This is a genomic window from Pandoraea eparura, assembly GCF_902459725.1.
GTDB lineage: Bacteria > Pseudomonadota > Gammaproteobacteria > Burkholderiales > Burkholderiaceae > Pandoraea > Pandoraea eparura.
Genome location: NZ_CABPSH010000001.1, coordinates 755,061 through 770,366, shown reverse-complemented (window position 1 = coordinate 770,366; position 15,306 = coordinate 755,061). Strand labels below are relative to the sequence as shown.

At 65.2% G+C, this 15,306-nt stretch carries 15 protein-coding genes; 2 read left to right on the top strand and 13 right to left on the bottom strand.

What is annotated here, in order from left to right:
- The first annotated feature begins 8 nt into the window (after window positions 1-8).
- Complete coding sequence (rsmA, locus tag PEP31012_RS03450; RefSeq protein ID WP_150587907.1) at window positions 9-842, top strand: 16S rRNA (adenine(1518)-N(6)/adenine(1519)-N(6))-dimethyltransferase RsmA; 834 nt, start codon at window positions 9-11, stop codon at window positions 840-842.
- Here rsmA and PEP31012_RS03445 read toward each other — a convergent pair.
- On the bottom strand, window positions 817-1,707 hold the full coding sequence (locus tag PEP31012_RS03445) for a DMT family transporter (protein WP_150587906.1): 891 nt from the start codon (window positions 1,705-1,707) through the stop codon (window positions 817-819). The genes rsmA and PEP31012_RS03445 overlap by 26 nt on opposite strands.
- Window positions 1,708-1,944: 237 nt before the next feature.
- Here PEP31012_RS03445 and PEP31012_RS23870 point away from each other — a divergent pair, with 237 nt between their 5' ends.
- Complete coding sequence (locus PEP31012_RS23870) at window positions 1,945-2,382, top strand: rubredoxin (RefSeq protein WP_150587905.1); 438 nt, start codon at window positions 1,945-1,947, stop codon at window positions 2,380-2,382.
- A 111-nt stretch (window positions 2,383-2,493) separates the two neighbouring features.
- Here the strand turns inward: PEP31012_RS23870 and gloA are convergent, their stop codons facing one another.
- From gloA to miaB, 12 genes are all read right to left on the bottom strand, one after another.
- Entirely contained in the window at window positions 2,494-2,895 is a 402-nt protein-coding gene (gloA, locus tag PEP31012_RS03435) for a lactoylglutathione lyase (RefSeq protein WP_150587904.1), read from the bottom strand.
- A gap of 111 nt (window positions 2,896-3,006) precedes the next feature.
- Complete coding sequence (locus tag PEP31012_RS03430; protein ID WP_150588073.1) at window positions 3,007-3,885, bottom strand: M48 family metallopeptidase; 879 nt, start codon at window positions 3,883-3,885, stop codon at window positions 3,007-3,009.
- Window positions 3,886-3,970: 85 nt separating this feature from the next.
- On the bottom strand, window positions 3,971-4,774 hold the full coding sequence (locus PEP31012_RS03425; RefSeq protein WP_150587903.1) for a lysophospholipid acyltransferase family protein: 804 nt from the start codon (window positions 4,772-4,774) through the stop codon (window positions 3,971-3,973).
- Between the two features lie 91 nt (window positions 4,775-4,865).
- On the bottom strand, window positions 4,866-5,459 hold the full coding sequence (gmhB, locus tag PEP31012_RS03420) for a D-glycero-beta-D-manno-heptose 1,7-bisphosphate 7-phosphatase (RefSeq protein ID WP_150587902.1): 594 nt from the start codon (window positions 5,457-5,459) through the stop codon (window positions 4,866-4,868).
- Between the two features lie 32 nt (window positions 5,460-5,491).
- Window positions 5,492-7,621, bottom strand: coding sequence for a glycine--tRNA ligase subunit beta (glyS, locus tag PEP31012_RS03415; RefSeq protein ID WP_150587901.1), 2,130 nt, complete (start codon window positions 7,619-7,621; stop codon window positions 5,492-5,494).
- Window positions 7,618-8,556 carry a glycine--tRNA ligase subunit alpha gene (gene glyQ / locus PEP31012_RS03410; RefSeq protein WP_150587900.1) on the bottom strand — a complete coding sequence of 313 codons (939 nt, stop codon included), beginning with the start codon at window positions 8,554-8,556 and terminating at the stop codon, window positions 7,618-7,620. Before glyQ ends, glyS begins: the two co-directional genes overlap by 4 nt.
- 228 nt (window positions 8,557-8,784) lie before the next feature.
- Window positions 8,785-10,341: an apolipoprotein N-acyltransferase gene (lnt, locus tag PEP31012_RS03405; RefSeq protein WP_246171117.1), complete on the bottom strand. Its 1,557-nt coding sequence runs from the start codon at window positions 10,339-10,341 to the stop codon at window positions 8,785-8,787.
- A 72-nt stretch (window positions 10,342-10,413) separates the two neighbouring features.
- Window positions 10,414-11,292, bottom strand: a complete 879-nt coding sequence (locus tag PEP31012_RS03400) for a CorC family transporter (protein ID WP_150587898.1) — start codon at window positions 11,290-11,292, stop codon at window positions 10,414-10,416.
- Between the two features lie 152 nt (window positions 11,293-11,444).
- A complete protein-coding gene (locus PEP31012_RS03395) occupies window positions 11,445-12,131 on the bottom strand; it encodes a gamma-glutamylcyclotransferase (RefSeq protein WP_246171116.1) in 687 nt (228 codons plus the stop codon).
- A gap of 11 nt (window positions 12,132-12,142) precedes the next feature.
- Window positions 12,143-12,670 (bottom strand): rRNA maturation RNase YbeY, encoded by a 528-nt coding sequence (gene ybeY / locus PEP31012_RS03390; protein ID WP_150587897.1) that lies wholly within the window; start codon window positions 12,668-12,670, stop codon window positions 12,143-12,145.
- Window positions 12,667-13,728 carry a PhoH family protein gene (locus tag PEP31012_RS03385; RefSeq protein ID WP_425494919.1) on the bottom strand — a complete coding sequence of 354 codons (1,062 nt, stop codon included), beginning with the start codon at window positions 13,726-13,728 and terminating at the stop codon, window positions 12,667-12,669. The genes ybeY and PEP31012_RS03385 overlap by 4 nt, the downstream gene beginning before the upstream one ends.
- A gap of 121 nt (window positions 13,729-13,849) precedes the next feature.
- Complete coding sequence (gene miaB / locus PEP31012_RS03380; RefSeq protein ID WP_150587895.1) at window positions 13,850-15,202, bottom strand: tRNA (N6-isopentenyl adenosine(37)-C2)-methylthiotransferase MiaB; 1,353 nt, start codon at window positions 15,200-15,202, stop codon at window positions 13,850-13,852.
- Window positions 15,203-15,306 lie beyond the last annotated feature (104 nt).

Genomic DNA, 15,306 nt, shown 5'->3' with positions numbered 1-15,306 from the left:
AATTTTTCATGAGTAGCGCATCGAAGCGCACGGGCGTCCAACAGGGCCACGTGGCGCGCAAACGTTTTGGCCAGAATTTTCTCGTCGACATGGGCGTGATCGACGCGATCGTGGGCGCGATCTCGCCGCGCACCGACGACCTGATGGTTGAGATCGGGCCAGGACTGGGGGCGTTGACCACGCCGCTCACCGAGTGGCTCGCCCATCTGCATGTGGTCGAACTCGACCGTGACCTGGTCGCGCGGCTCACGCGCAAGTTCGGCGAGCGCGTGAGTGTGCACGCGGGCGATGCGCTGGACTTCGACTTCGGATCCCTCGTGCCGGCGGATCGTCGAGACGAAGCCCCGTTGCGCATTGTCGGTAACTTGCCGTACAACATCTCCAGCCCGCTGCTGTTTCATCTGATGCGCTACGCGGCGCTCGTGCGCGATCAGCACTTCATGCTTCAGGACGAAGTCGTCGAGCGCATGGTCGCGCCGGCGGGGTCGAGCAACTACAGCCGGCTCTCGGTCATGCTCCAGTACCGCTACTGGATGGACAAGGTGCTCGACGTGCCACCGCAGGCATTCAATCCGCCGCCGAAGGTCGACTCGGCCGTGGTGCGGATGATCCCGCGTGCGGTGGCGGACCTGCCGCAGGTCGATCTGGACGTGTTCGAGGCCGTGGTGGCGCAGGCGTTCTCCCAGCGCCGCAAGATGCTGCGCAACACGCTCCACAGTTACCGCGACCGTGTCGATTTCGACGCACTCGGATTCGATCTCACCCGTCGCGCCGAGGACGTTCCGGTCGATGAATACGTAACGCTTTCGCGCGCGATCAGTGGCGCCGGTTCACCAGGCTGATCCCGGCGAATACCAGCACGACCGCACCCGCAAAGCGCCAGCCGACCGATTCGCCGAGCACCAGCACGCCGAACGTCACACCGAAGAGCGGGCTCAGGAACGAGAACGACGCGAGACGGGCGGCGCTGTAGCGCGTCAGCATTCCGAACCAGATCAGGTAGCTCGCAAACGCCACGCCGATGGACTGATAGGCGAGGCTCACCCACGTCGTGACCGTCATCGGGCCGACGTGCACGTTTCCGGTGCCGAGTGCCAGCGCGCACAGCAATACGGCCGAAACGGCGAGTTGGTAGAGCAGCGTCTTCGACGGCGCGGCGCTGGCCAGTCGCGACGCCCGGACGATCACCGTCGTCATGCCCCAGAACACGCCGGCGAGCAGGCCCAACAGGTCGCCGGGCCACGTGGTTGCGAGGTTCGAGCCGCCGCCGTCCGAGAAGGCCACGACGATGCCACAGAAGGCGATGGCCATGCCGAGCCATTGCATCGGCCGCAACCGTTCGCTCGGCACCGTCCAGTGCAGGCCGATGGCGGTGAAGCAGGGGGCCGAGTACAGGAAGACGGCCATGCGCGAGGCGGTTGTGTGCGTCAGACCGACGAAGATACAGAGGAATTCCAGCGAAAAGAGAACGCCCGCGAGCAGGCCCGCCGGCAAGGTACCGTCGCCCGTGATGAGCTTCTGACGACGCCACAGCATCCAGCCGCCGACCAGCACGGTCGCGATCAGGGAGCGCAGGCCCGCCTGCAGCACGGGAGGCACGACGGGCACCGCCAGCTTGACGGCGACCTGCTGGCCGCCCCATACCGCACATAGGCCAAACATGATGGCGAGCGCGGCGGCATCGATCGGACGCGGTGTGGATTTCATGACGTTGGTTTGGATGGCGAGGCATCGTGAGCACGATGCGCTGGGTGGCTCATTGTCTCCGATCCGGCACACCAGGGCATCATTCTGGTGCAGGCAACATGGGTAATGCGCACAGCATTGTTGCGCGGCTCGACACAATGTCTCCCCGTTTTACGGGTTTATTGCTCTGCGCCGCGTCGATACAATGCTCCGCGGGCCATTGTGCCCACCCCGCCGTCAATTTCTGCAACCCCGCGCATGTACAAGAAAGGCTCAGCCGTCGAACTTCAGTTCTCCCCGTCACGACTCAATGATGGGGCTGGTGATCCGTACTGGATCGATCTCACGCGCGACGAGGCGCAGGCGCTGCTCGCCGCGCTGCAATCGCATTTAGGACAATCGGGACACGATGCCTTGGGCACCGAAGCACCGCTCGTATTTACGCTGCTCGATCCGGGGGCGATGCAGACGACCGAATCGACGCGAGACGATGGCGTGACGCCTGTCTTGCCGGGGGAGATGGCGCCCACCTACCGCCAATGGGTTTGCGTGATCTGTGGCTGGATTTATGACGAGGCGCTCGGCTGTCCAGACGACGGCATCGCCCCCGGAACCCGCTGGGAAGACGTGCCGGAAGACTGGCGTTGCCCGCTATGCGACGTAGGCAAGGAGGACTTCGCGATGGTGGAGTGCTGAGGCATTGCGCGGATCCGCGCGGAGGAACCCGGGACGATGTCGGGTCATTGAAGGCATCGGCCGCCGTATGAATGGGCGGCCGTCACGGTAGCGCGCTCCGCTTGTCAGACCTTACAGGCCGCCCTTGGCCGAGTGCTTCTGGATCAATTCAATCTTGTAGCCGTCTGGATCTTCGACGAAAGCGATGACCGTGGTGCCACCCTTGACGGGACCGGCTTCGCGGCTGACCTTGCCGCCGGCCGCACGGATCGTGTCGCAGGCGGCGTAGGCATCGTCGACTTCGACGGCCAGATGACCGAACGCGGTGCCGATTTCGTACTTTTCTACGCCCCAGTTATAGGTCAGTTCGAGCACGGTGTTCTCCGACTCGGCGCCATAGCCGACAAAGGCCAGCGTGTACTTGTACTCGGGATTCTCGCTCTGACGCAGCAGTTGCATGCCGAGCACGCGCGTGTAGAAATCGATCGAGCGCTGCAGGTCGCCGACGCGCAGCATGGTATGAAGCATTCGCATGGTGTTTTTTACCGATGGGGACAACGAGGATTCGATTGTACTCGTGCCCATGCAACTGAGCCGCATTCACGCGGCATTGAATTATTCTGATGATCGGGTGCGACAGACCGATCAGAATTCGGGTAGCCACTCCGGCGCATGCGACTTGAGGGTGTCGCGCGCGGCCTCAAATTCCGGGAAGATCGAGGCCACGGCTTGCCAGAAACGCGGCCCGTGGTTCATCTCCTTCAAATGCGCGAGTTCGTGCGCGACCACGTAATCGATCACGCCCAGCGGGAAGTGGATCAGCCGCCAGTTCAAGCGGATGCGCCCGTCGGCGCTGCAACTGCCCCAGCGCGTTGTGGCCGACGACAGTCCGAGCGCCGAATGACGCACGCCCAAGCGCTCGCCGTAGACCTCCAGCCGTGTCGTGAAGAGTTTGCGGGCTTCCTGTTGCAGCCAGCCTTGCACACGATCGCGCATCTGTTCCGGTGCCGCTTGCGGTGGCAGATCGAGCCAAAGCGTATGTGTGTGAATATCGTACTCTGCCGCACGTGCGCTTGCGCCGAGCCGAATCGTCAGCGTGTGGCCAAGGTACGGGAGTGTGGCGGCGTCCGCCCAGATCACGCGCGGAATGACGCGACGCGCGGCACGGTCGCGAAATTCGGCGATCTTGTTGAAGATCCAGCGTTTCTTCTCGACGACGGCTGCCTCGACATCTGCCAGCGTGACCCAGCGCGGGGCCGTAACGGCGAGTCCCGATTCGTCGATCATGAAGCCGATGGTGCGTCGTGAGGAGCGTTTGAATCGGTAGTAGATGGCATGGCCGTCGAGCACGATCACGCGTTCGCCGGTGCCGGGCTGGCGACGCGGACCCATGCCCCCTGAAGTAGGCCCCTGAAGTGGGCTCGTATCCATGGTTGACGGGTTCAATGCCGCCGAGGGGCCGGGCACGTCGGTGGCCACGCCATTCGCTTCGGCCGCCGGGTTGCCGAACAGATCGAGTTCCATCTGGGGAACAGCGGTCTCATGCCGGGAGCGGGTGTCGCGCATAGCGGGTTGAACTTTCGACATGAGACGGTCTCGGGAGGTGGCGTCAGGTCCGTGGCGTGGTGTCGGGTTTGTCCGATGAACCGGAGGCATCCGACGAATGTGGCGCGGCTTTCGCCGCTTTTGCCGTATAGGCGCTCGGGTCGATGCGCACCATCTCGCGCTCGATCCATTCCGCCACATCGGCGTTGACGGCCTCGGCCGTACGGCCTGCCGTCTCGATGACCGGCCCGATCGATACGATCACTTCCCCGGGGTATTTCACGAACGAGTTGCGCGGCCAGACGCGTCCCGCATTGTGCGCGATGGGCACGACTGGGGCGCTGGTCGCCACCGCGAGGCGGGCGCCGCCCGACTTGTACTTGTTGCGTGAGCCGGTTTTCGTTCGCGTGCCTTCCGGGAACATGATGATCCACGATCCCTCGGCCAGACGCTCGCGCCCCTGCGCCACGACCGACTGAAATGCGTCGGTGCCCTTGCTGCGATTGATGTGGATCATGCTGAGCAGGCCCAGCGCCCAGCCGAAGAACGGCACATAGAGCAGCTCGCGCTTGAATACGAAACACAGCGGACGCGGCATGAGTGCCGGTAGCGCGACTGTCTCCCAGGCCGACTGATGCTTCGACAGCAGGACCGCGGGCGTCTCCGGCAGATTTTCCCAGCCGATGACGCGGTAGCGCATGCCACACAGCTTGTCGCCGACCCAGATGACGACCTTGCACCAGCCCGCCGCGACCCAGTAGCGTCTTACGCGCGAGAGGAACGGGAACGAGATGAAGCAGACGATCGCGTAGGGAATCGTCCAGACGATCTGGAAGATGAAGAAGAGAATCGAACGAAGTTGCAGCATCGGGTCTGGGTCTGAAATAGGGTGCCGGAGCGATTGTCCTACGTGCGCGGATGCGCATCCTGGGTCATGTGGCGGGCGATCGCTGCGCCCGTCACACGCTCTTGGCGTCCTCGTCGGCGAGCAGGTCGTTCACAAACGCTTGCAGACTGTCGTGCACACGCGTGCCTTCGGGCAGGTTGCCCGCGGCGAGTGTTTTCTTGCCCTTGCCGGTCAGCACCAGGTGCGGACGCGCCCCCACCGCCGCTGCCGCCTGCAAATCGCGCAGCGAGTCGCCCACGGCCGGCACGCCGGTCAGGTCGATCTCATAGCGACGCGCGATTTCCTGGAACAAGCCGGGCTTCGGCTTGCGACAATCGCAGGCGTCCGCGGCGGTATGCGGGCAGAAGAACACGGCGTCGATGCGACCGCCTGCGGCGACGGCCAGCTTCGACATTTTCGTGTGCATGGCGCCCAATGTTGCCATGTCGAACAGCCCACGTCCCACGCCCGACTGGTTCGTCGCCACGACGACCCGGTAGCTGGCCTGATTCAGACGGCCGATGGCCTCCAGACTGCCGGGCAGCGGCACCCACTCATCCGTGGACTTGATGAACTGATCCGAGTCGGCATTGATGACGCCGTCCCGGTCGAGAATCACAAGCTTGCGGGCGGCGGGGCCGGGGGTGCGATCTTTACGCGAATCCATGACGAACGGGCTTCCGGGACAGTGGGCCGTGCTTAAGCGGCGAGCTTCGAGAGATCGGCCACGAGGTTCATCTTCAAATGCAGATGGCTGAGCAGGGCGAGGCGATTGTTGCGCAGTGCCTCGTCGTCGGCCATCACCATCACTTCGTTGAAGAACGCGTCGACCGCATCGCGCAGCTCGGCCAGCGCGGACAGGGCTTGCGCATACTCGTGCGCCCTGAACTTGGCCTCCACCACCGGCGTGACCTTGTCCAGGGCGGCGGCGAGCGCTTGCTCGGCCGGCTCGACCAGCAGCGACGCCGCGATGACGCCCTCGGGCGGCGGCGCCGTCTTCTTCAGGATGTTGCCGATGCGCTTGTTCGCGGCGGCAAGCGCTTCGGCTTGCGGCAGTGCCGAGAAGGCGCGCACGGCCTCCAGGCGCTCGATCAGATCGCTCAGATCGAGATAGATCGACGGCGACACCAGCACGGCCTCGATTTCGTTGGCCGCGTAGCCCCGCTCACGCAGATAGCCGCGCAGGCGATCGAGCAAGAACTGGTAGACGTCGCTCAGGTAGGCGTCGCCGGCGACCCCCGACGTGAATTGCTGGTAGGTCACGTTCAGCAGGTCCGACAACATGACCGGAAGACGTCGCTCGACGAGCATGCGCACGATCCCCAGCGCATGGCGGCGCAGCGCGAACGGGTCTTTCTCCCCGGTCGGTTGCAGGCCGATGCCCCAGATGCCGACGAGCGTTTCGAGCTTGTCGGCCAGCGCCACCACAAGGCCGGTGTTGCTCGCGGGCAGGGCGTCGCCGGCGAAGCGCGGTTGGTAATGCTCCGAACAGGCGCGCGCGACATCGTCCGCTTCGCCATCGTGACGCGCGTAATACGTGCCCATCGTGCCTTGCAGCTCGGGGAACTCACCGACCATATCGGTCAGCAGGTCGGCCTTGGCCAGCAGGGCGCCACGTTCGGCCAGCGCGACGGCGTTCGGGTCGGTGCCGCCGAGCATCTGCGCGATGGCACCGGCCAGTCGCACCAGGCGCTGCGTGCGCTCGAACTGCGAGCCCAGCTTGTTGTGATAGACGACGTTCGCGAGTTGCGGCACGCGGTCCGCGAGCGGCTTCTTCTTGTCCTGCTCGAAGAAGAACTTCGCATCGGCCAGGCGCGGACGCACCACGCGCTCGTTACCCGTGACGATTTGCTCGGGCGCATCGGTGGCGATGTTGGAGACGATCAGGAAGCGGTTCGTCAGGCGACCACCCTCGGCGAGCGGCTTGTCGGTGAGCGCGAAGTACTTCTGGTTCGTCTGCATCGTGAGAATCAGACATTCCTGCGGCACCGAGAGGAAGACTTCCTCGAAGTGGCAGGCGTAAATCGCGGGCCATTCGACGAGGGCGGTCACTTCATCGAGCAGCGCGTCGGGCATGATCACGTGATCGCTGCCGGCAGCGTCAAGCAGTTGCGTGCGAATGGCGTCGCGGCGATCCGCAAAGCTGGCGAGCACCTTGCCTTCGGACGCGAGCGTCGAGGCGTAGGCATCGGCATGAGCGACGACGACGTCGCCCGACGACAGGAAGCGATGCCCCAGGGTCCGGTTGCCCGAGGCCAGGCCGATGGCCGTGGCGGGCACGACGGTGTCGCCGTGCAGCGCGATCAGGCCGTGCACCGGGCGCACGAACTGCACCGTCTCGCCGTCCGGGCGCTGGTAGCTCATGACCTTCGGGATCGGCAGCTTGCCGAGCGTCTCGTCGAGCGCCGCTTGCAGCGCGTCGCCCAGTTGGGCGCCCGCGGCCGTGTAGGTGTGGAAGAAGGCTTCGGCCTTGCCGTCCATCGCGCGCTCCAGGCTGGCAACCGGCAGGTCGGCAAAGCCCATGGCAGCCAGCTTCTTCGCGAGCGGTGGCGTCGGGTTGCCGTTGGCGTCGAGGCCGACGGAGACCGGCAGCACCTTGACGCGGAGGGTCGCATCCGGGGCACGCTCGAGTGTGTTCGAGATCGTGACAGCCAGGCGGCGCGGCGTGGCGTACGGCGTGACGACGCTGGCGTCCGTGGTCAGGCCGCGCGTGCGCAGGCCGTGGGCAATGCCGTCGGCGAACGCGTCGCCCAGACGCGCCAGCGCCTTCGGCGGCAGTTCTTCGGTCAGCAGTTCGACCAGCAGGGTGCGTTGTGCGGTGCTCATCATGCGGCTTGCGTTTGGGTTTTGGCGGCGGGGGCGTTCAGCATCGGGAAGCCGAGCTTTTCGCGCGAAGCGTAGTAGGCCTGTGCGACCAGGCGCGACAGCGCCCGGATACGGCCGATGTACGCCGCACGTTCAGTCACCGAGATGGCGCCACGCGCGTCGAGCAGGTTGAACGTGTGAGCGGCCTTGAGAATCATCTCGTAGGCGGGCAGCGCGAGTTCGGCGTCGATGAGACGCTTGGCCTCGCTCTCGTAGTTGTCGAAGAAGCCGAACAGCATCGGCTGATTCGAATGTTCGAAGTTGTACGTCGACTGCTCGACCTCGTTCTGATGGAACACATCGCCGTACGTCAGGCGACGTGTGACCGGGCCGTCGGGGGTCTGTTCTTCCCATTCGGTCCACACGAGATCGTAGACGTTCTCGACCTGTTGCAGATACATGGCCAGGCGCTCGATCCCATAGGTGATTTCGCCGAGCACCGGCTTGCAGTCCAGCCCGCCGACCTGCTGGAAGTAGGTGAACTGGGTCACTTCCATGCCGTTGAGCCACACTTCCCAGCCCAGGCCCCAGGCGCCGAGCGTGGGGTTCTCCCAGTCGTCTTCCACGAAGCGCACGTCGTTCTCGGTCAGATCGAGACCGAGCGCGCGCAGCGACCCCAGGTACAGGTCGAGAATGTTCTCCGGCGCCGGCTTGAGCACCACCTGGTACTGGTAGTAGTGCTGCATGCGGTTCGGATTTTCACCGTAACGGCCATCCTTGGGGCGGCGCGACGGCTGCACGTAGGCGGCGCGCCACGGCTCCGGGCCGATCGCGCGCAGGAACGTGGCAGTGTGCGAGGTACCGGCGCCGACCTCCATGTCGTAAGGCTGGAGCAACGCACAGCCTTGCTTGTCCCAGTAATCCTGCAACGTCAGGATGACTTGTTGAAAGGTGAGCATGATGAATTCGCGCGGACGAACAGGAAAATATGCGGATTTTGCGCAGTCTTTCGGCCCGGCCGCGAGCGCGGCCAAAAGACTAAAACGTTGAATTTTAGCGGGAATTCGACCCGAATGGGGCACCGATGCCCTTCGGACAGCGCAACAGGGGGATTTTCACGTCCCCCGGCATTGTTTCGATGGCGTCGGTGCGGCTCAGACGCGAGTCAGACGCAACGCCGGCGCAACTCAGCGCGCCCGGCGTGTCATCGCCAGTCCGAGGCCCAGCGCGACGAGGGCGAGCCCCAGCGCGGGAAGATTTCCGAAGCGAACGTAAGGCGTGAGGCCGCTGTATGGCTGCACGCGGCCTGTAAGCGCGCCCGTGGTCATCGCCGGCAGACGGCCCTGTACGTGGCCGTGCGCATCGATGATCGCCGTCGTGCCGGTGTTCGTGGCCCGCAGCATCGGACGTCCTGTCTCCAGCGTGCGCATGCGTGCGATTTGCAGATGCTGGTCGAGCGCGATGGTGTCGCCGAACCATGCGAGGTTGGTCGAGTTGGCGAGCACCGTCGCGGGCGCGGGCATGCTGCGCAACGTCTGGGCAATTTCCTCGCCGAACAGGTCTTCGTAGCAGATGTCGAGCGCCACGCGCTGGTCGCCGACCGGAAAGCCGCTCGGCGTGGCCGTGCCCCGCAGGAAATCGCCCAGCGGGATGTGCATCATGTCGACGAACCAGCGAAAGCCCCACGGGACGAATTCACCGAATGGCACGAGGTGATGCTTGTCGTAGCGGTACAGGGTCATGTCGCGCGGCGTCACGCCGAACAGGCTGTTGGTGAGATCCGTGGGGCCGCGATCGGTGAGGGTGGCGCCGACAGCTCCGAGCACCACGTGCGAGCCGGTGCGATCGGCAAATTCGCGGATCGGGCCGGCCACATCGGGTGGAATGCCTTGCAGCAGGACGGGGAAGGCTGTCTCCGGCGTGATGATGAGGTCGGCTGGCGCGGCCACAATCATGTCGCGATACAGGGCCATCGCGTGATCGATGCCAGCGCGCTCGAATTTCATGTCCTGCGCGATATTGCCTTGCAGCAGTCTCACGGTGAGCGGCTTGCCTGACGGCGTGGTCCAGGCGTGCCGCGCGAGCCCCGCCCCCGCGCCGAGCAGCGCCAGTACGCCGACCACCGCGGCCAGTCGCCATGCCGGCCCAGCCGGTTGGGTCGTGCCGACGGCGGGAAGTACTGCGCGGGCGAGCCAGGCGGCCGCGAGCGCGGCGAGTCCGCCAATGCCATAGACCCCGACGAGCGGCGCAAAACCGGCCAGCGGGCCATCGACGTGGGCATAGCCGGGCGACAGCCACGGGAAGCCGGTGAAGACGGTACCGCGCAGCCATTCCGCGAGCGTCCAGGCGCCCGCGAACGCGAGGGCGCGCCACGGGCCACGGGCCGTGATCCCGCGCGTGATGACGGTCGCCAGCGCGGGGTAGATCGCGAGATAGATCGAGAACAGCACGACGGCCGCGCCGGCCATGACGCCCGGCATGCCGCCATACGTGTGCATGCTGATGTAGAGCCACCAGATGCCGGACGTGAACGACGCGACGCCGAAGCTGCCGCCGAGCCAGAGGGCGTCACGACGCGATGCGCTACGCTCGACGAGCGCGAACAGTCCCGCCATGGCGATCAGTTGCAGCCACCAGACGTCGCGCGGTGCGAACGCCAGGGTCTGCGCGATACCGGCCAGACCGGCGAGCGCACGGGCACGCCAGGCGGGCCACGAGCGCCGCTCGGGCGCTTGGAGGGTCATTTCCTGCATGGGTCGATGAAGACGTGGGTCGGGACGCAAGTCGGGGCGCAACTCAAGACGCCCATCGCGACGTCAGGCGGACGACGCATCGGCAGCAGCCGGCTCCACGCGCCGCAGCAGCAGCATGTGAACCTGACGGCCGTCGGCGCGCAGCACTTCGAACACGAGATTGCCGATACGCATGCGCTCACCGCGGCGTGGTACTCGCCCGAACTGGTGGGTGATCATGCCGCCGATGGTGTCGTTCTCGGCGTCAACGAACTGCGTGCCGAACGCCTCGTTGAACTGCTCGATCTCGGTGAGGGCACGAATGCGATACGTGCCGTCGGGCGCTGCGATGATGTTGTCTTCTTCCTCGTCGAAGTCGTACTCGTCCTCGATGTCGCCGACGATCTGTTCCAGCACGTCTTCGATGGTGATGAGGCCGGCCACGCCGCCGTATTCGTCCACGACGATGGCGATGTGATTACGATTGACGCGGAAGTCGTGCAGCAGCACGTTCAGGCGCTTCGACTCGGGGATGAACACCGCCGGGCGCAGCATGTCGCGCACGTCGAAGTCGTGATTGGCGTAGTAACGCAGCAGATCCTTCGCGAGCAGAATGCCGATGATGTTGTCGCGATTGCCTTCGTATACCGGATAGCGCGAGTGCGCCTGTTCCAGCACGAAGGGGACGAACTCGTCGGGGGTCTGTTCGATGTTGATGGCGTCCATTTGCGCGCGCGGCACCATGATGTCGCGGGCACACAGGTCGGCCACCTGAAACACGCCCTCGATCATCGCCAGCGAATCGGCGTCCATCAGGTTGCGGGCGTGGGCGTCTTGCAGAATTTCGAGCAGCTCCGCACGCGACTCCGGCTCCGGGGAAATCAGATCGGTGAGGCGTTCGAGCAGCGAGCGGGGTTTATCGGTGTTTTTTCGACCGGGTCGACTGGGATAAGGGTCGTTCATGACGGCGCGTCCAAGGTGGGCGGACGCCGAGCTGTTACAGGAAGCTCAAGGATACACCAGATGCATGGCATCTCTGCGTCAGCAACGCAGCGTTTCGCCCTACGGCGTTCGCGCCCGCGCAATGCCGCGGATGTCAGGACGATCGAGCCGCGTCAACGCGCACCGCAGCGGTGCAATACGGCTTCGAGCGCCGGGTCGGGCATGCCGGCGTCGCGCAGCGCCTTGACCGTGCGGGCGACGTAATCGTGTGTGGTGCCGTAGCGTCCCTGCGCCTGATTGAAGACCTTGCGAATAATGTCGTCAGGCAGGCGGCCGGCGTAGCTCTTCACGTCGCGTCGCATGACGAACGCGAGCGCGGACGCGCTGCGGCCGTCGGCGAGCGAGCAATTTAGCCATGCCGGACGATACGAGCCCATCGCCATCTCGCGATGCCAGAGGGTTTCGAGTTCGGCGCGCGCCCTGGCCGCCGAGAGCCGCAGCGCCACGCCTGCGCACGACCCGCCACGGTCGAGTGCCAGCACGAGTCCCGGTTGCTCCGGGGTGCCGCGATTGACGCGCGACCACAGATACAGCCCCCGGTGATAGCCGAACACGCGCGCGTGCAGGCTCTCTTCGACGGGCAGCCCGGGATTCCAGATGAGTGAGCCATACGCGAAGATCCACAGATCCTCGCGACCGTCCCAGTGGGCGAGCGCGGTGTCGAGCGAGCCGGCCAGTTCGTCCCGGCTCAGATGACGGGCGTCGCCGAGATCCGGCGGGTACTGGTTGCACCCTGGGCCGCTCGACACGCTGGCCGGCAGTGTCCCGGGGGCAGTCGGGCGGTCGGGCAGGCGATCCATGTGATATTGATTCAGGCGCGGCGCGTGTTGGCCGGTGTGCGGGACGTCGGGGTCTTCTCCGCCGCGTAAGGGTCGGCGTAGCCGAGCCCGGCGAGAATCTCTGTTTCAAGCGCTTCCATCTCCTGCGCCTCGTCGTCCGCTTCGTGGTCGTAGCCTTGCGCGTGCAGCACGCCATGCACGATCAGGTGGGCGTAATGCGCTTCGAGGGTAATGCCCTGTTCGTTCGCCTCGCGCTCGACCACCGGACAGCACAACACGATGTCGCCGGTTACCGGATCGCTCTCGTCCTGCGCATAGGCAAACGTGAGTACGTTGGTCGCGTAGTCTTTGCCGCGATAGCCACGGTTCAGCGACTGTCCTTCTTCGGCGTCGACGAACCGCAAGGTCAGTTCGGCGTCGGCGAGCAGCGCGGCCTGTACCCAGCGGCGTACGGCGGTGCGCGAGAGCAATGCCTTGTGCGCGGCGAACGCCGGACCGGCCACGAACTGGTGCGTCAGCGTGAGCGCGTGACGCGGCGAACGCGGTGCCCGCTCGCTCATGCCTTGCCTCGCGACACGCGAGCGGCGCGAGGGGCGCGGTCGGACGGCACCAACACGTCGAGGCTGGCGTCGGCGAGTTGCGCGTGCGCGTCGTAGGCATCGACGATGCGGGCGACCAGCGGATGACGCACCACGTCCACACTGGTGAAGCGGGTCACGGCGATGCCGCGAACGTTCTTCAGGATCACCTGCGCCTCCATCAGGCCGCTCTTCTGACCGCGCGGCAGGTCGACCTGCGTGGTGTCGCCGGTCACGACCGCCTTGCTGCCGAAGCCGATACGGGTGAGGAACATCTTCATCTGCTCGGGCGTGGTGTTCTGCGCCTCGTCCAGAATGATGAACGCGTGGTTGAGCGTGCGCCCGCGCATGTAGGCGAGCGGCGCGATCTCGATCATCTGTTTCTCGAAGTACTTCTGCGTCTTGTCGAAGCCGAGCAGATCGTAGAGCGCGTCGTAGAGCGGGCGCAGATACGGGTCGACCTTCTGTGCCAGGTCGCCGGGCAGAAAGCCCAGGCGCTCGCCGGCTTCCACCGCCGGACGCGTGAGCACGATGCGCTTGACCGCGTCACGCTCGAGCGCGTCGACGGCGCAGGCCACGGCCAGATAGGTCTTGCCGGTGCCGGCCGGGCCGATACCGAACGTCACGTCGTGAGAGAGGATCTGTTTCAGATACTCGCGTTGCGCGGGCGTGCGGCCGTGCAGGTCGCTGCGACGGGTGTGCAGCACGGGCGATCCGTCTTCCGTCTCACCGGCGGCAAACGGGTTGTCGTCGCCATGACGCACGCTCGGCACCAGGCCCTGACGCGACTCCACGAGCCCGAGCTGGATGTCGTCGACGGACAGTGGCTCGGTGGCGCGGTTGTAGAAGCTCTCGATGGCCTGAGTGGCGATCGCGGCGCTTTTGCCGCGAACGGCGAAGCGATGGCCGCGGCGGGAAATGGAGACGTCGAGCGCCTGTTCGATCTGACGCAGGTTCTCGTCGAGCGGGCCGCAGAGATTGGCCAGACGGCGATTGTCGTCGCGCGGGGCGGTGAATTCTTGGACGGGTGCTTTCAAGATGATCCGGTCGGGTGCCTGTTCAGATCGTTCGGGGGAGTCGCCCGGGGGCAGGCTCGGACACGCGATATCGGAGATAGGCGCGCCCGAATCTGCCGGGTCCGTTCATATTCGCAAATTTTGGTCAGTGCGTGGTGATGAGTTCGCCACGCAGCGAGTGCGGGTAGGCGAGCGTGATCACGACGTCGGTCATCTGGCCGATCAGGCTGGCGCGCTGCGCTTCGGTCGCCGGGAAGTTCACTACGCGGTTGTTCTCCGTGCGGCCCTGCAGCTCGTTGGGGTCCTTGCGCGACACGCCTTCGACGAGAATGCGCTGGCGCGAGCCGACCATGCCCTGGCTGATGCGCGCGGCGTTTTCCTCGATCACGGCCTGCAAGTGTTGCAGACGGCGCAGCTTGACCTCGCGCGGCGTATCGTCCGGCAGGTTGGCGGCCGGCGTGCCCGGGCGCGGGCTGTAGATGAACGAGAAGCTCGTGTCGTAGCCGATCTCGTGAATCATCGCCATGAGCTTGTCGAAATCCTCTTCCGTCTCGCCGGGGAAGCCGACGATGAAGTCCGACGACATCGACATGTCCGGGCGCACCTGGCGCAGGCGGCGGATGATCGACTTGTACTCCAGTACGGTGTAGCCGCGCTTCATCGCCGAGAGCACGCGGTCGGCGCCGTGTTGCACGGGTAGGTGCAGGTGGCTCACGAGCTTGGGCACCTTGGCGTAGGTGTCGATCAGGCGTTGCGTGAATTCCTTCGGGTGGCTGGTCGTGTAGCGGATGCGCTCGATGCCCGGCACCTCGGCCACGTATTCGATGAGCAGCGCGAAGTCGGCAATTTCGCCGTCGGCCCCGTCGCCCATTAAGCCGCGGTAGGCATTCACGTTCTGCCCCAGCAGCGTGATTTCACGCACACCTTGCTCGGCCAGGCCGGCGATCTCGGTGAGCACGTCCTCGAACGGGCGCGAGACTTCGTCCCCGCGCGTGTACGGCACCACGCAGTAGCTGCAGTACTTCGAGCAACCTTCCATGATCGAGACGAACGCAGTCGCGCCCTCGACCTTGGCCGGCGGCAGGTGATCGAACTTTTCGATTTCCGGGAACGAGATGTCGACCTGCGAGCGCCCGGTGGCGCGGCGTGCTTCGAGCATCTGCGGCAGGCGGTGCAGGGTCTGCGGGCCGAACACCACGTCCACATAGGGCGCGCGCTGCACGATGGCGGCGCCTTCCTGGCTGGCGACGCAGCCGCCGACGCCGATGACCAGATCCGGCTTGGTTTCCTTGAGCGCGCGCATGCGGCCCAGATCCGAGAACACCTTTTCCTGCGCCTTTTCGCGCACGGAGCAGGTGTTGAACAGAATGACGTCGGCGTCTTCGGGGGAGTCCGTCTTTTCGAGGCCTTCGGCGGCGCCGAGCACGTCCGCCATCTTGTCCGAGTCGTACTCGTTCATCTGACAGCCGAACGTCTTGATATAAATCTTCTTTGCCATTGAGTGTGCGCCGTTCGCAGTGGTTGACCTGGGGGCGTCCGCAGTGAGTGTTTCAGGGGTTCCGTCTTGCCCGCCCGCGAGAGAAAGGCGGCGGCCCAAACGCA

Bases quoted from the DNA above. Each gene is read 5' to 3' on its own strand.
- rsmA (WP_150587907.1), top strand. From the start codon at position 9: ATGAGTAGCGCATCGAAGCGCACGGGCGTCCAACAGGGCCACGTGGCG.
- PEP31012_RS03445 (WP_150587906.1), bottom strand. From the start codon at position 1,707: ATGAAATCCACACCGCGTCCGATCGATGCCGCCGCGCTCGCCATCATG.
- PEP31012_RS23870 (WP_150587905.1), top strand. From the start codon at position 1,945: ATGTACAAGAAAGGCTCAGCCGTCGAACTTCAGTTCTCCCCGTCACGA.
- gloA (WP_150587904.1), bottom strand. From the start codon at position 2,895: ATGCGAATGCTTCATACCATGCTGCGCGTCGGCGACCTGCAGCGCTCG.
- PEP31012_RS03430 (WP_150588073.1), bottom strand. From the start codon at position 3,885: ATGGAACTCGATCTGTTCGGCAACCCGGCGGCCGAAGCGAATGGCGTG.
- PEP31012_RS03425 (WP_150587903.1), bottom strand. From the start codon at position 4,774: ATGCTGCAACTTCGTTCGATTCTCTTCTTCATCTTCCAGATCGTCTGG.
- gmhB (WP_150587902.1), bottom strand. From the start codon at position 5,459: ATGGATTCGCGTAAAGATCGCACCCCCGGCCCCGCCGCCCGCAAGCTT.
- glyS (WP_150587901.1), bottom strand. From the start codon at position 7,621: ATGATGAGCACCGCACAACGCACCCTGCTGGTCGAACTGCTGACCGAA.
- glyQ (WP_150587900.1), bottom strand. From the start codon at position 8,556: ATGCTCACCTTTCAACAAGTCATCCTGACGTTGCAGGATTACTGGGAC.
- lnt (WP_246171117.1), bottom strand. From the start codon at position 10,341: ATGACCCTCCAAGCGCCCGAGCGGCGCTCGTGGCCCGCCTGGCGTGCC.
- PEP31012_RS03400 (WP_150587898.1), bottom strand. From the start codon at position 11,292: ATGAACGACCCTTATCCCAGTCGACCCGGTCGAAAAAACACCGATAAA.
- PEP31012_RS03395 (WP_246171116.1), bottom strand. From the start codon at position 12,131: ATGGATCGCCTGCCCGACCGCCCGACTGCCCCCGGGACACTGCCGGCC.
- ybeY (WP_150587897.1), bottom strand. From the start codon at position 12,670: ATGAGCGAGCGGGCACCGCGTTCGCCGCGTCACGCGCTCACGCTGACG.
- miaB (WP_150587895.1), bottom strand. From the start codon at position 15,202: ATGGCAAAGAAGATTTATATCAAGACGTTCGGCTGTCAGATGAACGAG.